The sequence below is a fragment of the Streptomyces sp. NPDC044063 genome (genome assembly GCF_056434285.1).
In genome coordinates this window covers 1-1,332 of sequence record NZ_JBWKFM010000067.1, presented here as the reverse complement: position 1 = coordinate 1,332, position 1,332 = coordinate 1, and the positions used below count along the sequence as shown (strand labels likewise).

Below are 1,332 nucleotides of genomic sequence, written 5' to 3'. Positions count from 1 at the left end.
CCCCGGGACTACCACCGCCCGGGCTGGACTACCTTCCTGCGTCACCCCATCGCTTACCTACTACAAGTCTGGTTCGTCGGCTCCACCACTCCCCTTTCCCCGAAGGGTCCAGGGCGGCTTCACGGACTTAGCATCGCCTGATTCGATATTGGGCGTTTCAAAGCGGGTACCGGAATATCAACCGGTTGTCCATCGACTACGCCTGTCGGCCTCGCCTTAGGTCCCGACTTACCCTGGGCAGATCAGCTTGACCCAGGAACCCTTAGTCAATCGGCGCACACGTTTCCCACGTGTGTATCGCTACTCATGCCTGCATTCTCACTCGTGAACCGTCCACAACTCGCTTCCGCGGCTGCTTCACCCGGCACACGACGCTCCCCTACCCATCACAGCGGGCGTTGGCCCTCATGCTGCAATGACACGACTTCGGCGGTACGCTTGAGCCCCGCTACATTGTCGGCGCGGAATCACTTGACCAGTGAGCTATTACGCACTCTTTCAAGGGTGGCTGCTTCTAAGCCAACCTCCTGGTTGTCTCTGCGACTCCACATCCTTTCCCACTTAGCGTACGCTTAGGGGCCTTAGTCGATGCTCTGGGCTGTTTCCCTCTCGACCATGGAGCTTATCCCCCACAGTCTCACTGCCGCGCTCTCACTTACCGGCATTCGGAGTTTGGCTAAGGTCAGTAACCCGGTAGGGCCCATCGCCTATCCAGTGCTCTACCTCCGGCAAGAAACACACGACGCTGCACCTAAATGCATTTCGGGGAGAACCAGCTATCACGGAGTTTGATTGGCCTTTCACCCCTAACCACAGGTCATCCCCCAGGTTTTCAACCCTGGTGGGTTCGGTCCTCCACGAAGTCTTACCTCCGCTTCAACCTGCCCATGGCTAGATCACTCCGCTTCGGGTCTTGGGCGCGCTACTCAATCGCCCTATTCGGACTCGCTTTCGCTACGGCTTCCCCACACGGGTTAACCTCGCAACACACCGCAAACTCGCAGGCTCATTCTTCAAAAGGCACGCAGTCACGAGATACCAGCAAGCTGATATCCGACGCTCCCACGGCTTGTAGGCACACGGTTTCAGGTACTATTTCACTCCGCTCCCGCGGTACTTTTCACCATTCCCTCACGGTACTATCCGCTATCGGTCACCAGGGAATATTTAGGCTTAGCGGGTGGTCCCGCCAGATTCACACGGGATTTCTCGGGCCCCGTGCTACTTGGGTGTCTCTTAAACGAGCCGCTAACGTTTCAGCTACGGGGGTCTTACCCTCTACGCCGGACCTTTCGCATGTCCTTCGCCTACGTCAACGGTTTCTGACTCGTC

The 1,332-nt window shown here is 57.5% G+C and carries 1 rRNA gene (only partly in view); it reads right to left on the bottom strand.

Annotated elements, in window-relative coordinates:
* A 23S ribosomal RNA gene (locus AC07BS_RS35135) occupies positions 1 to 1,332 on the bottom strand (its annotated part extends 1,632 nt beyond the left edge of the window); the annotation flags it as partial.